We start from the raw sequence: 18,536 nt of genomic DNA, 5'->3' as shown, positions 1-18,536 counted from the left end.
TTTTCGTGAAAAGGGAGATGGAAATATGAGAATGATACATGAACAAACGGTATATCAATTGTCATTTTTGCCAAGAGTGTTTCCTGTGAATTGTTACTTTGTGGAGGAAGAAGATGGTTTAACTTTAATTGATGCGGCTTTGCCATATAGCGCAAAAAGTATTTTACAGGCGGCTGAGAAAATAGGAAAACCAATTACTAAGATTGTATTAACACATGCGCATGATGATCACATCGGTGCATTAGACGCAATAAAGGAAGTACTCCCTAATGTTCCAGTCTATATTTCTAAGCGGGACGCAAAGCTGTTAGAAGGAGATACGACGTTACAAAAGGATGAACCAAATATACCGATAAAAGGCGGTGTACCTAAAAAGGTAAAAACGGTACCTGATGTTTTATTAGAAGATGGCGACCGAGTTGGATCGCTTCTTGCGATTATGACACCGGGACATACGCCAGGATCCATGTCATTTCTTGATGTACGAAATAAAGCTCTTATTGTTGGGGATGCATTCCAAACAAGAGGAGGTATGGCTGTTTCGGGACAAATGAAATTTTGGTTTCCGTTTCCTGCGATGGCAACGTGGAGCAAAGAAATATCATTACAAAGTGCAGAGAAGTTAAGCGAATATGAGCCTTCCTTACTTGCGGCAGGGCATGGGGAAATGATAAAGAATCCAGGGACTGTCATAGAGCTTGCTATTAAGGAAGCGAAACGGAATATAGAAAGTAAGAAAGAGGGTTAATTTATGTCACCGAGAATCGGACTTACATTACAGAAAATTGTAGAAACAGCTGCAGAGATTGCAGATACAAATGGAATACAAGAAGTAACGTTAGCTTCATTAGCGAAAAGGTTAGGGATACGTTCGCCCTCACTATATAATCATGTAAAAGGGTTACAAGATGTACGGAAAAATCTTGGTATTTACGGAATAAAACAGCTGCATAACAAACTGGAAGAAGCGGCCGAGGATAAACGTATGGATGAAGCAATTCATGCATTAGGAGAAGCGTATGTAGCATTTGTCCGAAAACATCCTGGACTATATGAAGCAACTTTTTTACGAGATGAAGAAGTAAGAAAAGCAGGTGACGGAATTGTAAAGCTTTGTCTTCAAGTATTACAACAGTATGGCTTAGAAGGAGAGAATGCACTTCATGCGACACGCGGATTCAGAAGTATTTGTCATGGATTTGCTTCGATTGAACAGCAAGGCGGATTTGGTTTGCCGTTAGATCTAGATATAAGTTTACATGTATTATTGGAAACGTTTATTAAAGGGTTACGTGAATAAGAAGCAAGGTAAACAAAAACCTTAGAAGTGATTCTAAGGTTTTTTAGTGCATATGATTCGAAAAGAATGGTAGGCTTTTTCTTATGAAATGATATTATTTTGCAGGTTTGAAAAATGTATATATGGCTAAGAAAAAGCAAACGAAACTGAATACGATGGGGTCTTGATAGGGACTAGGCTCAGAGCCCTTCTGGATTTCTGTAAGGAAGTCATGTGTTTTCATGTTCATTGCTCCTTTAACTAATAAGTTTTATATGATGCGAGGATTATGGTGGATAGGAAGTGTTTTTTGAAATTTCATATAATAATTATTGCATAGCAATCCTATTCCTAAAACTATAAAATATAAAGTTTTCATAATATGTAAAATTGCATATTATTCTTTTTGTAAATTTTGTTATATTATCTTTATATTTAAATTAAAGGATTTTAATGAGATAAATGAGAATAACTGGAGGGATACTGTGGGTAAAACAGTGTTAGAAGCGTATAGTGTGGAAAGAAAAATCGAGAATATAACATATAAAAATCTATTTGTAATGATAGCAATGATTATAGGGATTTCACTCCTAGGAGGATTATTTCTTGGTTTAGCCTTTGAGATTTATGGAGAAGAAGCATTAAGTACTAAATTAGAAGGATATTATTTACTCTTATTCGATGCAATTGTTGTTGCTATCGTTTTATTAGCCTATAAACCGGTTTTTCATTTTATTAAATACATTTGGGATGTATCCGTTTTGAAGAATGGGAAGACATATTTATATCTATTAATTGGTTTTATTATCATTGCAGTATCACAATATTTAATGTTACATGTGTTTAGTTTTGAAAGTGCAGCGGAACAAAAGGAACAATTAGGGAGTTTAAGGCTTCAAAATAGCATACAAAGTATTATATATGTGTTAAGTGTTGCTATCATTACGCCGGTTAAAGAAGAAATTCTATTTCGAGGTATTTTATATCGATTTTTAGAAAAGAAATATAATTTTTTAGTTAGTATCATTATCTCTTCCTTCATTTTTGGACTTCTTCATGGGGGGCTTCTAATTACAGCAACGATTATGGGAATGGTATTTGCAATGTTATACAAAAAGACGCAATCTATTATACCTAGTATTATTTTACACATTGTATGGAACTTACTTGTGAGTATAAGTATGATTGTATCTCTATAAAAATAAATACATAACCAGTATAAAAGGTGAATGGCTTAGCTATTCATCTTTTATTTTGTATGCACGTGAAAAAGTTAATTCATGTATACAATCAAAAAATAGCTAAATACTAACAGTGAACGAATAAAGAAAGGTAGGAGTATCCTATGCAAAACTTAACAGAGCTTGAAGTAGAAAATTTACGTCATTTAATCGGTGGACATGCAACAATTATTAACAAGTTGGAGCAGTATGCACAGACGTGTACAGATCCACAACTGAAACAAATGCTACAAAAGGATGCACAAGATGCACGAAATACGAAGCAACAATTAATGACTTTTTTAGGATAGGAGGAAGCGGAACATGAATGAAAAAGATATGGTAAATGATTATTTAGCAGGATTAAATGCAAGTTTAACAAGTTATGCAAATTATATTGCTCAGTCTGATAATGAGCAGTTACATCAAACGTTAATCCAAATTCGTAATCAAGATGAGATGCGCCAACGTAATATGTATGAGTACGCAAAGCAAAAGAGTTATTATAAACCAGCAGCACCTGCGAATCCGATGATTGTGCAGCAATTGAAAAGTCAGTTAAGTGCAGAATAATAGGATGAAAAAACGAGCGAAAATGGATTCGCTCGTTTTATTTTGTTGTATGTCAATAAATATATAATAAATATTTTTCCAGTTGTAACAAATATGACGAAAATGGAATATAACAATTCACAAAAAGGACAAAAACTTTGTTCAATATTTCACAAAGTATCCATGGTTTCTATCGTGATAACCTCTATAATTAAGAGTGTAAAGAACAAAAGAAATAGATTATATGATCACTTAGGAGAGATTGCTATGAAAAGACATACAAGAAAAATTGCAATTATCGGTACTGGATTAGTTGGATCAAGTTGTGCGTATTCTATTGTGAATCAAGGCATTTGCGAAGAGCTATTATTAATTGATATAAATCATGAACGTGCAGTTGGGGAAGCAATGGATTTATCACATTGCATTAACTTTACAAATACAAGAACAAAAGTATATGCAGGAAGCTATGAAGACTGCAAAGATATGGACATTGTTATTATTACTGCAGGGCCAGCACCAAAACCTGGACAAAGTCGCTTAGATACTTTAGGAGCAAGTGCAAAGATTATGGAAAGTGTTGTTGGTGGAGTAATGGAAAGTGGATTTGATGGTATTTTCTTACTCGCATCGAACCCAGTTGATATTATTACATATGAAGTATGGAAATTATCTGGATTACCTAGAAATCGTGTGATCGGTACAGGTACATCATTAGATTCTTCTCGCTTAAGAACAATTTTATCTGAAATGTTACATGTAGACCCTCGTAGTATTCATGGGTATTCATTGGGAGAACATGGTGATTCTCAAATGGTTGCTTGGTCTCACGTAACTGTTGGTGGAAAGCCAATTCTGCAAATTTTAGAAGAACAAAAAGAACGATTTGGTGAAATAGATTTAGATGAAATTGTTGAGAAGACTGCGAAAGCTGGATGGGAAATTTATAAGCGAAAAGGAACTACTTATTACGGAATCGGAAATTCTCTAGCATATATTGCGAGTTCAATCTTTAATGATGATCACCGTGTCATTGCTGTATCAGCCATTTTAGATGGTGAGTATGGTGAATATGATATTTGTACAGGAGTACCAGCTATTATTACTAGAGACGGTATAAGAGAAGTTGTAGAACTCAATTTAACAGAGGATGAAGAATCTCGATTCGCAAAATCAAACGATATTTTACGTGATTATATGAAAACAATTGGTTACTAACTTATAGAAGAAGGTGAAACAAATGAAGGAATATATAATGTCTCGTGTATTTAAAGCATCTGCTGGAATCGCACAAGGTATTTTCGTATCCCTCGGAATTGGTTTACTGATCGAAAATATAGGAAGAATTGTTGATATACCATTACTTATTACAATCGGAGTTGTTGCAAAATCACTTATGGCACCAGCAATTGGTGCCGGGATTGCTTTTATGCTCGGTGCAAATGGCCTTGTAATCTTCTCGGCTATGGTGGCTGGAGCAATTGGTGCCGGATCCATTTCAATTACTGAAGCAGGTCTAATTATTAAAACAGGTGAGCCAATCGGTGCTTTATTAACAGCAACTTTAGCTGTATATATTGGTAAACGTTTAAGCGGAAAAACTGCTTTAGATATGATGCTCGTTCCATTTGCGGCAATATTAGGCTCTGGTTTAGTTGGTATTTGGTTAGCTCATAATATTACTCCTGTTTTAAACGCAGTTGGAGCTTTTATTAAAGATAGCTCGGCTGGTAGCCCGTTTATCGCTTCTATCGTCATTGCAGTAGTTTGGGGACTATTACTTATCTCTCCAGCTTCATCAGCTGCGTTAGCAATTGCACTTAGCTTAGACGGTGTTGCAGGTGGTGCTGCTCTTGCCGGATGCGTCGCTCAGTTTATCGGATTCTCTGTCATCTCAGCGAAAGAAAACAATTTAGGTGGCATATTAGCTCAAGCACTTTGTACTCCGAAAGTACAGTTGCCAAATATCACTAAAAATCCAATGATTCTCGTTCCAACTGTCGTCGCCAGTGCTATAGTCGGTCCAGTATCCGCATTAATTTTCCAACTGGAAGCAGGAAAGGAAATTGCAGGTCTTGGATTAAGTTCTCTTATCGCACCAATTAATTTAATTTCCAGCCAAGGATGGGGAGTTCTCCCAGCGATGGTAATTACTTATATCGTTATTCCAGTAGCTGTTTCTTATATACTTTACATTGCTCTTAAAAAAGCAGGTCGTATTCATTCTGGTGATATGACTGTACCGCAATCTTAAATTGAAAATCTCCTTAATAATAGATAAAAGCAGACTGAGAAGCCACAGTCTGCTTTTTTGTCATGTTACATTCTATGATTTTGTTTTACTGGAACTCTTATTGGTTCTTTCGCCAATAAGAGTTGAACGCCGAAGTAAAGTATGCTTGCAAGCGTCATTCCAGAAACGGCATCTACAAAGGCATGCTGCTTCGTAAATAACGTTGATAAAATAATAAGTGTACCGAAGAAAGTAAGGATGTAATATTCAAAAGCATGTTGCTCTCTACGCTTAAAGGCAGCTAACATAATTACAAATGTAGTAAGAACGTGAATGCTAGGGAAACAGTTTACCGGTTGATCGATACTATAAATATAGCGAACTAGTTCAGAAAATACATCTGTTCCAACGACAGTCGGACGCGGTACAGTTGTTTGCCAAAAATAATAAATAGAAAAACAAGCAAGCTTTCCAAAAATAACACTACTTAAAGTGACATAATATTGCTTTCGGTCAGCAAAGCAGTAATAAATAAGTGCGCCGTATAAGTATGGAAACCAAAGTAAATAAGGAATAATAAATGCTTTTACAAATGGAATCCAATCATCTACTACAGTTGTAACGTCTACTGCGTGAACAGTCGATTTATTTAATACGTCGTAAAGGGGACTTACGAGTACAAGTAGAAGTATATAACTTAACGGAAGAAAAGATGAAAGTTTAAATTTCTTCATGTTGATCTCCTATGTTTAGTAATGTAAGTAAATTCAATTGATTATAATATAGAAACGTGAATTGGGCTATCGATTTTACTTACAGTTTCTTGAATTAACCTTACGTTTTTGTCACTTGACTAAAAAGAAGGGGAGGGTGCTATATGAAGCGTTTATCGTATTTCTTATTTTTTATATTGATATGCCTAGTCAGTGCTGGGTGTGCAAAGGATAAAGAAGGAGAGAAATTAGAATATAACGGAAGAGCACTCGTAATTGGAGTTGTTGGAGAAAAGCCGAAAGATACGTTTAGGAATGTAAAGTTTGAGGAAATGAAGTTAGAGGCACTGGAAAAGAAATCTAAGGAAGTGGATGGTTTTCTAATAATGAAAGATCACTTTCAAGAAGCCTCAACAGAGCAGTACAAAAATGTATTTTCATCGCTAAAGAAACCAGTGTTTTTTATCGGTTTACAAGATAAATCATATTCAATTTTTATTACAAAAGGGACAGAGTATAACAGTGCACGAAAAGATGTAAATGTGATGTATACGCAAGGTTTTGCAAATATCGGAAGTGGTGAAGGGCAACAATGGGCAATTGGTTTATCTAATGGAGGAAATACAGAAGAAAGTATTCATAATATGTATATCGTCGTATTTCAAACCATCGCAGATTATTTGAATAGATGATGAGGGAGCCTGTAAACAAGGCTTCTTATTTTTTTAAATAAACGTTTGTTTAAGCTGTATGTTCGGTAGGAAGAAACCGATGTAACTTAAGGGTTAAGAAAGAAAAATGGAGAATTAATCAAACGTTTGTTTAAGCTGTATGTTCGGTAGGAAGAAACCGATGCAGCTCAAGGCGTAAGAAAGAAAAATGTGGAATTAATCAAACGCTTGTTTAAGATATATGTTTGGTGCAGAATCTAAAAAAATTTATATATTTATTTTTTTCTTAACAAATGGCGGAAAAATAAGAAAAATTCGCAGGATTATTAAAAATTATCACGAAATAAGTAAAAGTTTAGCGAATAATGGTTTGAAATAATAAAACGTTTTCTATATGATAAAGGTAAAGGTTAGTAAAAAAGTAGGTGAATTTATGACAGTAACATTTTATTCATATCCAAAGTGTGGCACATGTCAAAAGGCAAAGAAATGGTTTGAGGCAAACGATGTAGCATATGAGATGATTCATATTGTTGAAAATCCACCATCAAAAGAAGATTTACGTAATTTACATGAAAAAAGTGAATTACCATTAAAAAAATTCTTTAATACAAGTGGAATGCGTTACCGTGAACTTGGTCTGAAAGATAAGTTGAAAGATGCAAGCGAAGACGAAATGTACGAGCTTTTAGCATCTGATGGCATGTTGATTAAACGTCCAATTGTAACAGATGGAACGAATGTAACACTTGGTTTTAACGAAGAGCAGTTTGAAAGTGTGTGGAAAAAGTACCAATAAGGTATTTTTACATAATTAATACATTCACTGGAGGTACAGTCATGAGCATTCCAAATAATTTACGTTACTCTGAAGAACACGAATGGGTAAAAACTGAAGGTAATGAAGTTGTTATCGGTATCACTCACTTTGCACAAGGTGAGCTAGGCGATATCGTATTCGTTGAACTTCCTGAAGTAGGTGCAACAATCGAAGCTGACGAGCCATTCGGAAGCGTAGAATCTGTTAAAACAGTTTCTGAGTTATACGCACCTGTAAGCGGTAAAGTTGTAGCAGTAAACGAAGAATTAAGTGACCAACCAGAACTTGTTAACGAATCTCCATACGAGGGTGCATGGATGGTTAAAGTTGAACTTTCTGATGCAAGCCAAGTTGAGAAGTTATTAACTGCAGAAAAATATGCAGAAATGACAAATCAAGACTAATTTAGTCGACTAAAGGACAGCCTTTGTGCTGTCTTTTTTTATTTTGTGTGAAATAATGAAATTCAAGTTATATGTAAATAAATAAGCTATTATGAGAAAAACTGTTTTGTGGTAAGGTTTCATAAGTCTTCACAATCTGAACGAGCCGCTTACGCTTTTCTTTTGCAAAAATAAACAGGAAACAACATGAAAATAACGAATATACTATATACTAAGTTCAAGGTTATATAGTATATGGTGATCGGGTGATGACATATGATTTATGTAGAAAAAGTCATTATTGTAGAAGGTACATCAGATAGAAGAAAGATTGAATCTATTATTCGTGAACCGGTGGAAATTGTTTGTACAAATGGTACAATTGGTTTGTCGAAAATGGATGAGCTCGTTGATCAGTTTTTTGATAAGGAAGTGTATGTGCTAGTGGATGCTGATGATGCTGGAGAAAAGTTAAGGAAACAATTTCGAAAAGAATTTCCGCAAGCCGAGCATATCTATATTGATCGCTCGTACCGAGAAGTGGCAACTGCGCCATCTACACACTTAGCAAATGTATTATGGGGAGCCGACATTGACGTTTATACAGAATATTTACGGTAAGGAATGATAGAAGTGATTGATTGGACAGGAGCCGAAGCTACAGCCCTAATAGAGAACGAAGAAAAAACAGTATTATATGTATATACTCCAATGTGTGGAACATGCCAATTAGCAAAAAAGATGTTAACAGTCGTTGAGATGACAATTGAAGGCCTCAAAATTGGGATGTTAGATTTAAATTATGCTCCGCATTTAGCGAAAGAGTATGGGATTGAAAGTGTACCTTGTTTACTTGTTTTTGAAAATGGGACACTGATGAAGAAGATATACGCATTTCATTCGGTTGAATATTTATATACGGAATTAAAGTAGGCGGCAAAATTTTTGCCGCCTCGACATATTTCTTGGGAAATATGTCGAGATGCAGGGTGGATACAGTATTTGTCGAGCGAAAATAACAGGATTGCTCTTTAGTGAGAGGGAATGGTATGTAATAGAAAGTGATATGAAGGATGTGATTTAAGGTGAAATTATATTCTTTGCTTCAATCATTTGTAAATTACGCTAATGGTCAATATCATTTAGAGCCGCTTTTAAGAAAAGAAGAAAAAACTGTTAATTTCCGCTTTGGAGATGAAAGTTGTTCGTTACAAATTTCAAGAGATTATATAGAACTGCTACATGAGGAAATAGGGACGGAGCAAATCGTTTGTGTAGATGAAGAAGATGTAAAACAATTGGTAAACGGCAATGTACGATTGCAAATGTTAATGAACGATGGACGTGTACAATATTCGGGAACGTATCGAACGATGCTATTAGTCGAATCGATGTTTCATATATGTAAACCGATGTCAGTAGGTGCTTAAAATTCTGAAGGTTCATTTTTTACGAAAATTTCTGTTGACATGGTGTTTAGATATTGATACAATTCAATTCATAAAATATAGACAATTTCATAAATTACAAATCAGACGAAAATTGAATCTGATTTCTCTTATCAAGAGAGGTGGAGGGACTGTGCCCTGTGAAGCCCGGCAACCGTCAACTTATGTTGAAATGGTGCCAATTCCTGCAAAGCAAATGCTTTGAGAGATGAGAGAGAGGGATAATGTTGTTATATACGCACATAAACCTTTCTGCTTCTCTAAAGCAGAAAGGTTTTTTTATTGTTTGAATGTGGAGGACATTCAAATAATAAAGGTAGTGATAACGGTGGACTACGCGCATTAAACATAAAAAATTGCGGAGTCGATCTAAACAAAAAGGGGTGAACATCATGATCTTATTAGAAAATGTAAAAAAAATATATAAAGCAAAAAGCGGTGATGTCACTGCTGTAGATAACGCCAATTTAAAAATAGACAAAGGTGAAATCTTTGGTGTTATCGGATATAGCGGCGCTGGGAAAAGTTCGTTAATTAGATTGTTTAATCAGTTAGAGAAACCGACTTCTGGCCAAATTACAATTGCCAATCGTGTTATATCAGCAATTACAGGAAGTGAACTTCGTAAGGCAAGGCAAGAAATCGGAATGATTTTTCAGCACTTTAACTTACTTTGGTCACGAACTGTACGTGAAAATATAGAGTTTCCACTTGAAATTGCAGGTGTTGATAAAGCGAAGAGAAGAAAACGTGTTGATGAATTAATTCATCTTGTTGGATTAGAAGGGAGAGGAGACGCGTACCCATCTCAGCTAAGCGGAGGACAAAAGCAACGCGTCGGGATTGCAAGAGCTTTAGCTAACAATCCACAAGTGCTTTTATGTGATGAAGCAACGTCAGCTCTTGATCCAGAAACGACAGATCAAATTTTGGATTTACTATTAGACATTAATAAGCGCCTTGGTTTAACAATTGTACTCATTACACATGAGATGCACGTGATTCGAAAGATATGTAACCGAGTGGCGGTAATGGAGAGAGGAAAGATTGTAGAAATAGGTCCAGTACTTGATGTATTCCGTAATCCGAAGCAAGATATTACGAAACGATTTGTACAGCAGTTAACAGATTCTGAAGATACAAATGAAACGATTGAAAGTTTAATTGAAAAATATCCAGATGGAAAAGTAATTCGTTTGCAATTTATCGGTGAGGCTGTAGAAAGACCAGTGCTTCAACGATTAATGCAACGCAGTGATATAGAAGTTAGCATTTTGCAAGGGAATATCGCACAAACGAATAACGGTTCTTACGGTAGTTTAGTTGTTCATTTAAATGGTGAGGAAATAGCGATCCAGCAAGCAATAGAAGGAATTCATCAAGATCAAGTAGAGCTGGAGGTGATTGCACATGGATAAGTTACTCGCAAATGTTGATTGGAATCAAATGTTAGAAGCAACTGGTGAAACGTTATATATGACGGCAATCGCAGCTCTTGCGACATTTGTTTTAGGACTAATTTTAGGATTGTTACTCTTCATGACAGCGAAAGATAATTTATGGGAAAACAAATCAATTAATACGGTGATTGGAGCATTCGTAAATATATTCCGTTCTATACCATTCATCATTTTAATTATTTTATTAATCCCATTCACAAAGATTCTTCTTGGAACAATTCTTGGAGCAAGTGCAGCATTGCCAGCTTTAATTATTGGAGCGGCACCATTCTACGCGAGAATGGTTGAAATCGCACTTCGCGAAATTGATAAAGGTGTAATTGAAGCTTCAAAAGCAATGGGAGCGAAAACAAGCACAATTATTTTGAAAGTGTTAATTCCAGAATCGTTACCAGCATTAGTATCTGGTATTACTGTTACGACAATTGCTTTAGTAGGCTATACAGCAATGGCGGGAGTTGTTGGTGCTGGTGGCCTTGGAACACTTGCTTACTTAGAAGGATTCCAAAGAGGGAATAACGATGTAACAATCGTTGCGACAATTTGTGTATTACTAGTTGTATTTTTAATTCAGTGGATTGGTGATAGTTTAACGACTCGAATAGATAAACGGTAATAAAAAACGGGAGGATGTTTCAAATGAAAAAATTATTACTTACGGCACTTATTTCAACTTCAATTTTTGGGTTAGCTGCTTGTGGTGGGAAAGATAAAGATGAAAAGAAACTTGTTGTGGGTGCTTCTAACGTACCGCATGCTGAAATTTTAGAAAAAGCAAAACCGTTACTTGAGAAAAAAGGAATTGAATTAGAAGTCAAAAAGTTCCAAGATTACGTGTTGCCAAATAAATCGTTAGCGGATAAGGATTTAGATGCAAACTACTTCCAGCACATTCCGTATTTAGAGAAAGAGATTAAAGATAAAAAATATGATTTTGAAATAGCAGGAAAAATTCATTTAGAACCAATCGGTGTATATTCTCAAAAATATAAGAGCTTAAAAGAACTTCCAGACGGAGCGACAATCATTATGAGTAATTCCGTTACTGACCATGGACGTGGTTTAGCAATTTTACAAAAAGAAGGCATTTTAAAAATTAAAGACGGGGTAGATCCAGTTAGTGCAACTCCAAAAGATATTGCAGATAACCCGAAAAACTTAAAGTTTAAAACGGACATTGAGCCAGGTTTGTTACCACAAGTGTATAACAATAAAGAAGGCGACGCTGTTTTAATTAACTCGAACTATGCAATTGATGCAAAGTTAAATCCAGAAAAAGATGCAATTGCAATTGAAGGTGATGATTCACCGTACGCAAACGTATTAGTGGTTCGTAAAGGTGATAAAGATAAAAAAGAGATTAAAGAGCTTGTAGAAGTATTGCATTCTAAAGAAATCGAAGACTTTATTAATAAAGAATATAAAGGGGCAGTTGTTCCTGTAAAAGAATAATTGCTGAAAAGGCTGGTGTATGCCAGCCTTTTTTATAACTACATAACTATAGGGGAGAAGGGGACATCATATGAAAAAGATTTTATTGTCAGTTGTTACAGCGCTGTCTGTATTTACATTAGCTGCTTGCGGAGGAAAAGAAGAGAATAAGCTTGTTGTTGGAGCCTCTAACGTGCCGCACGCTGTTATTCTAGAGAAGGCACAGCCAATATTAGAGAAAAAAGGTATTAAGTTAGAGATTAAAAAGTTCCAGGATTATGTACTGCCAAATAAAGCGTTAGCGGATAAAGAAATTGATGCGAACTACTTCCAGCATATTCCGTACTTAGATAAAGAAATCCAAGAAAAGGGATATAAAATTGTAAACGCAGGAAAAATCCATTTAGAGCCGATGGGTATTTATTCTAAGAAATATAAAAGCTTAAAAGACTTACCAGATGGCGGAACAGTAATTATGAGTAATAACGTAGCGGAGCGAGGCCGTATGTTAGCATTGTTACAAAAAGGCGGAGTGATTAAGCTTAAAGATGGTGTAGATGTTGTTAAGGCAACCGTAAAAGATGTAGTCGAAAATCCGAAAAACTTAAAGTTTAAAACAGATGTAGAGCCTGGATTGTCACCAAAGCTGTATGAAAATAATGAAGGTGATGCTTTATTTATTAATTCAAACTATGCAATTGATGCAAAATTAAATCCAACAAAGGATGCAATTGCGATTGAAGGAGCAGACTCTCCGTATGCAAACATCATTGCAGTTCGTAAAGGTGATGAGAAGAAAAAAGAAATTAAAGAGCTAGTAGAAGTGCTACATTCAAAAGAAATTCAAGATTTTATTAATAAAGAATATAAAGGTGCTGTACTTCCGGTAAGTGAATAATTATAAGGAAAGGACTGGAAAATTACCAGTCCTTTTTTCTTTATATAAATAAGAAGAAAGGTGTATCATAGAAAGATGCAAAGGAAATACTTATATACATTTGTGAAAAAACGGTTACTTTTTTTCGTCGTTTGCGATATCATTTTATTTGATATAAAATTAGAATGAGAATAAAATGAGAATATGAACGTTTTAGGAATTTTTAAAATGTATATATAGGATTAATGGAGGTATTGAGATGGCTGGTTCTACATTAACGGTTAAAGACTTACACGTATCAATTGATGGCAAAGAAATTTTAAAGGGTGTAAACCTTGAAGTAAAAGGTGGAGAAATCCACGCAATTATGGGACCTAACGGAACAGGTAAATCAACTTTATCTTCTGCAATTATGGGTCACCCAAAGTATGAAGTAACAGAAGGTAGCATCATCATCGACGGTGAAGATGTATTAGAAATGGAAGTAGATGAGCGCGCACAAGCGGGTCTATTCCTAGCAATGCAATATCCAAGTGAAATTAGCGGAGTAACAAACGCTGACTTCTTACGTTCTGCAATTAATGCACGTCGTGAAGAAGGCGATGAAATTTCTCTTATGAAATTTATCCGTACATTAGATAAAAACATGGAATTCCTAGAAATGGATCCAGAAATGGCACAACGTTACTTAAACGAAGGTTTCTCTGGTGGAGAGAAAAAACGTAACGAAATTCTTCAATTAATGATGATTGAGCCAAAAATCGCAATCTTAGATGAAATCGACTCAGGTCTTGATATCGATGCATTAAAAGTTGTATCTAAAGGTATTAACGAAATGCGCGGCGAAGAGTTCGGTTGCCTAATGATTACGCATTACCAACGTTTATTAAACTACATCACTCCAGACTTCGTTCACGTTATGATGAACGGTCGTATCGTTAAATCTGGTGGTCCTGAGCTTGCACAACGTCTAGAAGCTGAAGGTTACGACTGGATTAAAAAAGAATTAGGTATTGAAGACGAAACAACAGAGCAAGAAGCGTAAGAGAGGAGCATAAACATGACAATTGGTACATTACCTTTCGATCAAGAAACAATCCGTCAACGCGCAAGCGAAGTAAACGAAGCTGCTTGGTTGACTGAGTTCCGCTTACAAGCTCTTGCACAAGCAACTGAACTTCCAATGCCAACGCCTGATAAAACGAAAATTGAAAAATGGGACTTTATCGGAAAAGGCGACGCTGCTAAGCAAGAGCCTGTAAGTTCTTTAACAGAGCTTCCAGAAGCAGTGAAAAACTTAATCGATGAAAACAACAGCGTATTAGTACAACGCACTGGTACAACAGCGTTCGTTTCTTTAGCAGACGAAGCAAAAGAAAAAGGTGTTATTTTTACAGACATCGTAACAGCTGCAACTGAGCACGCTGAGCTAGTACAAAAGTACTTAATGAAAGATGGCGTGAAGGTAGACGAGCATCGTTTAACTGCACTTCATGCTGCATTAATCAACGGCGGTGCATTCGTATATGTTCCGAAAAACGTTGTTCTTGAAACTCCACTTCAAGCTGTATTCTTAGTAGACGGCGAAGAAGCTAACGTATATAACCATGTATTATTCGTAGCTGATGCGAACAGTACTGCAACTTATGTAGAAAACTATGTTGCAAATGAAAATGCTAAAGGTATTGCAAATATCGTAGCAGAAGTAATCGTGGAACAAGGCGCACAAGTTAAATTTGGTGCGGTTGATCTATTAGCAAAAGACGTAACAACTTACGTTAACCGCCGCGGTGTTGTTGGACGCGACGGCCGCATTGATTGGGCTCTAGGCCTTATGAATGACGGAAACACAATTTCAGAGAACGTTACAAACTTAATGGGCGACGGTTCATATGCTGATACGAAAACAGTAACAATTGGCCGTGGTAACCAAACACAAAACTTTACAACTAAAGTTGTTCACTTCGGTAAACACTCTGAAGGTTGGATTTTAAAACACGGTGTACAAAAAGATAGTGCAACATCTATCTTTAACGGGATTGGTAAGATTGAACACGGTGCATCTAAATCAAACGCACAACAATCTTCTCGCGTTCTTATGTTAGATGAGAAAGCACGCGGTGATGCAAACCCAATTCTTTTAATCGACGAAGATGATGTAATGGCAGGTCACGCAGCTTCAGTAGGCCGCGTAGATCCGTACCAATTATACTACTTGATGAGCCGTGGTATTCCAAAACGCGAAGCAGAACGTTTAGTCATCCATGGATTCTTAGCACCTGTAGTAAATGAGCTTCCAATTGAAGGAGTAAAAGCACAGCTTGTTGAGGTAATTGAAAGGAAAGTTCGCTAATGAATATTCATGAAATACGCAAACAGTTTCCAATTCTTGATCAAAAAGTGAACGGCAAACAACTTGTATATTTCGATAGTGCAGCAACTTCTCAAAAACCAATTCAAGTCATTGAAACGTTAGAACGTTACTATAAAGAATATAATTCTAACGTGCATCGCGGTGTTCATACGCTCGGTACGAAAGCTACCGACGCGTATGAAGGTGCACGCGAGAAAGTTCGCAAGTTTATTAACGCGAAATCAATGGAAGAGATTATTTTCACGCGCGGAACGACAACTGCATTAAATACAGTAGCGGCTAGCTATGGTCTTGAAAATGTAAAAGAAGGCGATGAAATCGTTATTTCTTACATGGAGCACCATAGTAACATCATTCCGTGGCAACAAGTTGCGAAGAAAACTGGTGCAACTTTAAAATACCTTCCGCTTCAACCAGACGGTACAATTTCTTTAGAAGATGTTCGTCAAACAGTTACACCGAATACAAAAATCGTTTCTATTATGCAAGTTTCAAACGTGCTTGGAACGATTAACCCTGTAAAAGAAATCGGAGCGATCGCACACGAAAATGGCGCAATTATGGTCGTTGACGGTGCACAAAGTACACCTCACATGAAAGTAGATGTACAAGATTTAAACTGTGATTTCTACGCATTATCTGCTCATAAGATGTGCGGACCTACAGGCATCGGCGTATTATATGGTAAAAAAGAACTGCTGAACAATATGGAGCCAATTGAATTTGGCGGTGAAATGATTGATTTCGTAGATTTACAAGAATCTACTTGGAAAGAGCTTCCGTGGAAGTTTGAAGCAGGTACACCGATTATCGGTAATGCAATCGGACTTGGTGCGGCAATTGATTTCCTAGAAGAAATCGGTCTTGATAATATTGAAAAGCATGAGCATGAATTAGCGCAATACGCTTTAGAAAGACTATCAGAAGTAGATGGCGTTACAATTTATGGTCCAAAGCATCGCGCTGGTCTTGTTACATTTAATATTGAAGACGTACATCCTCACGATGTAGCGACTGTATTAGATGTAGAAGGCATTGCAGTTCGCGCAGGACATCACTGTGCACAACCGCTTATGAAGTGGCTAAAAGCTTCTTCAACAGCACGTGCGAGCTTCTATTTATATAATACAAAAGAAGAAATTGATACATTTGTTGAATCGCTAATCAAGACAAAGGAGTATTTCACAAATGTCATTTAATAATTTAGATACGTTATATCGTCAAGTTATTATGGATCATTATAAGAATCCTCGTAACCATGGCGTGTTAGAAGATAGTGTTACTGTTAACTTGAACAATCCAACTTGCGGCGATCGTATTCAACTTACGATGAAAGTAGAAGAAGGTATTGTGCAAGAGGCGAAGTTTGAAGGCGAAGGATGTTCAATCTCAATGTCTTCAGCTTCAATGATGACACAAGCAGTAAAAGGTAAGAAAATTGAAGAAGCACTTCAGCTTTCGAAAATTTTCTCTGACATGATGCTAGGAAAAGAGTACGATGACAGCATCGATTTAGGAGATATTGAAGCATTACAAGGCGTATGCAAGTTCCCTGCACGTATTAAATGTGCAACATTAGCGTGGAAAGCGTTAGAAAAGGGCTTAAACGAAGATAAGTAATGTTAAAGGTTCCTAAAAATGAGGTTATCTAAGGAGGGACACACCAACATGGCGAAGCAACTGCCAGATATCGGCGATTATAAATATGGTTTCAAAGACAAAGACGTTTCGATTTTCCGTGCTGGACGCGGTTTAACAAAAGAGATCGTTGAAGAGATTTCACGTATGAAAGAAGAACCACAGTGGATGTTAGACTTCCGTTTAAAATCACTGGATAAGTTCTATGAAATGCCAATGCCACAATGGGGCGGCGACTTAAATGACTTAGATTTCGATGAGATTACGTACTACGTAAAACCATCTGAGAAATCTGAGAAGTCTTGGGATGAAGTACCTGATGAAATTAAAGCAACATTTGATAAATTAGGTATTCCAGAAGCTGAGCAAAAATATTTAGCTGGTGTATCTGCACAGTACGAATCTGAAGTTGTATACCACAACATGAAAGAAGACCTAGAAGCTCTAGGAATCGTCTTCAAAGATACAGATAGCGCATTAAAAGAGAACGAAGATATTTTCCGTGAACATTTCGGAAAAGTAATTCCACCAACAGACAACAAATTCTCTGCATTAAACTCTGCAGTTTGGTCTGGTGGATCATTCATCTACGTTCCAAAAGGTGTTAAAGTTGATACACCACTTCAAGCGTATTTCCGTATTAACTCTGAAAATATGGGACAATTCGAGCGTACGCTTATCATCGTAGACGAAGGCGCACACGTACACTACGTAGAAGGTTGTACAGCACCTGTTTACACGACTAACTCACTTCACAGTGCGGTAGTAGAAATCATCATTAAAAAAGATGCTTATTGCCGTTATACAACAATCCAAAACTGGGCGAACAACGTATACAATCTAGTTACAAAACGTGCGGTTTGTGAAGAAAACGCAACGATGGAATGGATTGACGGTAACATCGGATCTAAATTAACAATGAAATATCCAGCAGTTATCTTAAAAGGCGAAGGCGCTCGTGGTTTAACATTATCTATCGCGATTGCTGGTAAAGGCCAACACCAAGATGCTGGTGCGAAAATGATTCACTTAGCACCAAACACGTCTTCAACAATCGTTTCTAAATCGATTGCGAAGCATGGTGGTAAAGTAACTTACCGTGGTATCGTACACTTCGGACCAAAAGCGAAAAACTCTCGCTCTAACATCGAGTGTGACACGTTAATCATGGATAACCAATCTACATCTGATACAATTCCTTACAACGAAATCAAAAACGATTACGTTTCACTTGAGCACGAAGCGAAAGTATCGAAAGTATCAGAAGAACAATTATTCTACCTAATGAGCCGCGGTATTTCTGAGCAAGAAGCTACAGAAATGATCGTAATGGGCTTCATCGAGCCATTCACTCGCGAACTTCCAATGGAATACGCAGTTGAAATGAACCGCCTAATCAAGTTTGAGATGGAAGGTTCTATCGGTTAATATAAGTAT

At 36.4% G+C, this 18,536-nt stretch carries 23 protein-coding genes and 1 riboswitch; of the genes, 22 read left to right on the top strand and 1 reads right to left on the bottom strand.

Going from position 1 to position 18,536, the window contains the following annotated elements:
- Window positions 1–25 precede the first annotated feature (25 nt).
- From F3I02_RS27605 to F3I02_RS27575, 7 genes are all read left to right on the top strand, one after another.
- Entirely contained in the window at window positions 26–748 is a 723-nt protein-coding gene (locus F3I02_RS27605; RefSeq protein WP_001242348.1) for an MBL fold metallo-hydrolase, read from the top strand.
- A 3-nt stretch (window positions 749–751) separates the two neighbouring features.
- Window positions 752–1,300, top strand: coding sequence for a TetR/AcrR family transcriptional regulator (locus F3I02_RS27600; protein ID WP_000074931.1), 549 nt, complete (start codon window positions 752–754; stop codon window positions 1,298–1,300).
- Between the two features lie 464 nt (window positions 1,301–1,764).
- On the top strand, window positions 1,765–2,478 hold the full coding sequence (locus tag F3I02_RS27595; protein WP_000520911.1) for a CPBP family intramembrane glutamic endopeptidase: 714 nt from the start codon (window positions 1,765–1,767) through the stop codon (window positions 2,476–2,478).
- 146 nt (window positions 2,479–2,624) lie between these two features.
- Window positions 2,625–2,810 (top strand): hypothetical protein, encoded by a 186-nt coding sequence (locus tag F3I02_RS27590; protein WP_001180555.1) that lies wholly within the window; start codon window positions 2,625–2,627, stop codon window positions 2,808–2,810.
- A 13-nt stretch (window positions 2,811–2,823) separates the two neighbouring features.
- On the top strand, window positions 2,824–3,072 hold the full coding sequence (locus tag F3I02_RS27585; protein WP_001002987.1) for a spore coat protein: 249 nt from the start codon (window positions 2,824–2,826) through the stop codon (window positions 3,070–3,072).
- A gap of 246 nt (window positions 3,073–3,318) precedes the next feature.
- Complete coding sequence (locus F3I02_RS27580) at window positions 3,319–4,269, top strand: L-lactate dehydrogenase (protein ID WP_000820650.1); 951 nt, start codon at window positions 3,319–3,321, stop codon at window positions 4,267–4,269.
- A gap of 22 nt (window positions 4,270–4,291) precedes the next feature.
- Window positions 4,292–5,305: a PTS sugar transporter subunit IIC gene (locus tag F3I02_RS27575; RefSeq protein WP_000666162.1), complete on the top strand. Its 1,014-nt coding sequence runs from the start codon at window positions 4,292–4,294 to the stop codon at window positions 5,303–5,305.
- Between the two features lie 65 nt (window positions 5,306–5,370).
- On the opposite strand, the gene F3I02_RS27570 is transcribed toward F3I02_RS27575, so the two are convergent.
- Entirely contained in the window at window positions 5,371–6,018 is a 648-nt protein-coding gene (locus F3I02_RS27570; RefSeq protein WP_000713772.1) for a phosphatase PAP2 family protein, read from the bottom strand.
- A 143-nt stretch (window positions 6,019–6,161) separates the two neighbouring features.
- On the opposite strand from F3I02_RS27570, the gene F3I02_RS27565 reads away from it, so the two are divergent.
- From F3I02_RS27565 to sufB, 15 genes are all read left to right on the top strand, one after another.
- Entirely contained in the window at window positions 6,162–6,689 is a 528-nt protein-coding gene (locus F3I02_RS27565; protein WP_000826885.1) for a hypothetical protein, read from the top strand.
- A 412-nt stretch (window positions 6,690–7,101) separates the two neighbouring features.
- The gene (locus tag F3I02_RS27560) at window positions 7,102–7,467 is read left to right on the top strand and encodes an arsenate reductase family protein (protein WP_000218968.1); all 366 of its coding nucleotides are present in this window, start codon (window positions 7,102–7,104) and stop codon (window positions 7,465–7,467) included.
- 41 nt (window positions 7,468–7,508) lie between these two features.
- Window positions 7,509–7,892 (top strand): glycine cleavage system protein GcvH, encoded by a 384-nt coding sequence (gcvH, locus tag F3I02_RS27555; RefSeq protein ID WP_000026896.1) that lies wholly within the window; start codon window positions 7,509–7,511, stop codon window positions 7,890–7,892.
- A 255-nt stretch (window positions 7,893–8,147) separates the two neighbouring features.
- Complete coding sequence (locus tag F3I02_RS27550) at window positions 8,148–8,492, top strand: toprim domain-containing protein (RefSeq protein ID WP_000640870.1); 345 nt, start codon at window positions 8,148–8,150, stop codon at window positions 8,490–8,492.
- 3 nt (window positions 8,493–8,495) lie between these two features.
- A complete protein-coding gene (locus tag F3I02_RS27545) occupies window positions 8,496–8,804 on the top strand; it encodes a thioredoxin family protein (protein ID WP_002025020.1) in 309 nt (102 codons plus the stop codon).
- A gap of 152 nt (window positions 8,805–8,956) precedes the next feature.
- Window positions 8,957–9,301: a hypothetical protein gene (locus F3I02_RS27540; protein ID WP_000781210.1), complete on the top strand. Its 345-nt coding sequence runs from the start codon at window positions 8,957–8,959 to the stop codon at window positions 9,299–9,301.
- Between the two features lie 125 nt (window positions 9,302–9,426).
- A riboswitch (SAM riboswitch) is annotated at window positions 9,427–9,534 on the top strand.
- A 177-nt stretch (window positions 9,535–9,711) separates the two neighbouring features.
- Complete coding sequence (locus tag F3I02_RS27535) at window positions 9,712–10,737, top strand: methionine ABC transporter ATP-binding protein (protein WP_196478635.1); 1,026 nt, start codon at window positions 9,712–9,714, stop codon at window positions 10,735–10,737.
- The gene (locus F3I02_RS27530; protein WP_000359401.1) at window positions 10,730–11,395 is read left to right on the top strand and encodes a methionine ABC transporter permease; all 666 of its coding nucleotides are present in this window, start codon (window positions 10,730–10,732) and stop codon (window positions 11,393–11,395) included. Before F3I02_RS27535 ends, F3I02_RS27530 begins: the two co-directional genes overlap by 8 nt.
- Window positions 11,396–11,418: 23 nt before the next feature.
- The gene (gene metQ / locus F3I02_RS27525) at window positions 11,419–12,231 is read left to right on the top strand and encodes a methionine ABC transporter substrate-binding lipoprotein MetQ (RefSeq protein WP_000735087.1); all 813 of its coding nucleotides are present in this window, start codon (window positions 11,419–11,421) and stop codon (window positions 12,229–12,231) included.
- A gap of 70 nt (window positions 12,232–12,301) precedes the next feature.
- A complete protein-coding gene (metQ, locus tag F3I02_RS27520) occupies window positions 12,302–13,108 on the top strand; it encodes a methionine ABC transporter substrate-binding lipoprotein MetQ (protein ID WP_000722399.1) in 807 nt (268 codons plus the stop codon).
- A 238-nt stretch (window positions 13,109–13,346) separates the two neighbouring features.
- Window positions 13,347–14,132, top strand: coding sequence for a Fe-S cluster assembly ATPase SufC (gene sufC / locus F3I02_RS27515; protein ID WP_000929160.1), 786 nt, complete (start codon window positions 13,347–13,349; stop codon window positions 14,130–14,132).
- 15 nt (window positions 14,133–14,147) lie between these two features.
- Entirely contained in the window at window positions 14,148–15,440 is a 1,293-nt protein-coding gene (gene sufD / locus F3I02_RS27510; RefSeq protein ID WP_000152185.1) for a Fe-S cluster assembly protein SufD, read from the top strand.
- Entirely contained in the window at window positions 15,440–16,660 is a 1,221-nt protein-coding gene (gene sufS, locus F3I02_RS27505) for a cysteine desulfurase SufS (RefSeq protein WP_001020767.1), read from the top strand. The genes sufD and sufS overlap by 1 nt, the downstream gene beginning before the upstream one ends.
- The gene (gene sufU, locus F3I02_RS27500; RefSeq protein ID WP_000009523.1) at window positions 16,650–17,081 is read left to right on the top strand and encodes a Fe-S cluster assembly sulfur transfer protein SufU; all 432 of its coding nucleotides are present in this window, start codon (window positions 16,650–16,652) and stop codon (window positions 17,079–17,081) included. The genes sufS and sufU overlap by 11 nt, the downstream gene beginning before the upstream one ends.
- Before the next feature lie 48 nt (window positions 17,082–17,129).
- Window positions 17,130–18,527: a Fe-S cluster assembly protein SufB gene (gene sufB, locus F3I02_RS27495; RefSeq protein WP_001118827.1), complete on the top strand. Its 1,398-nt coding sequence runs from the start codon at window positions 17,130–17,132 to the stop codon at window positions 18,525–18,527.
- Window positions 18,528–18,536 lie beyond the last annotated feature (9 nt).

This window comes from Bacillus sp. SRB3LM (assembly GCF_015712745.1).
Lineage (GTDB): Bacteria > Bacillota > Bacilli > Bacillales > Bacillaceae_G > Bacillus_A > Bacillus_A thuringiensis_K.
The sequence above is the reverse complement of the archived record's forward strand: the minus strand, read 5'-3'. Positions and strand labels throughout refer to the sequence as shown.